The sequence below is a fragment of the Micromonospora sp. LOL_023 genome, assembly GCF_048060115.1.
Classification (GTDB): Bacteria; Actinomycetota; Actinomycetes; order Mycobacteriales; family Micromonosporaceae; genus Micromonospora_E.
The window spans coordinates 1-369 of sequence record NZ_JBHMIM010000209.1 but is presented as its reverse complement, the minus strand read 5'-3'; the positions used below and the strand labels follow the sequence as shown (position 1 = coordinate 369).

The following is a 369-nucleotide window of genomic DNA, read 5'->3' as shown; positions in this document are numbered from 1 at the left end:
CCGTTACCGCACACCCCGCGCCATGCGGTGTGTGTACCCCCCGGAACGGAAGGTGGACCCCCCTATGACCACGATCATCAGCCGTACCGTGCGTACCAGCCTGCGGAACACCGCCCTCGGCATCGCCGGGTTGACCCTGGCCGGCGGCGCGATCGCCGCACCGGCGCTGGCCGCCGACCACGCCCCGACCGGCATCCAGGCCACCGCCACCGCCGCGGCCGCGAGCGGCGCCGTCGACGCCGGCAAGCTGACCCCCGACGGGGTGCAGGGTGAGCAGTCCCGCATCGACCTGAGCACCGAGCAGACCGACAACGTCAAGGGCATCATCGCCGCCACGAAGAAGGCCGGCATGGACGAGCGGGCCGCCGT

General features: G+C 72.9%; 1 pseudogene. It reads left to right on the top strand.

Going from position 1 to position 369, the window contains the following annotated elements:
• Nucleotides 1–88: 88 nt before the first annotated feature.
• Nucleotides 89–369, top strand: a pseudogene (locus ACFHVL_RS31500) (hypothetical protein); the annotation flags it as partial.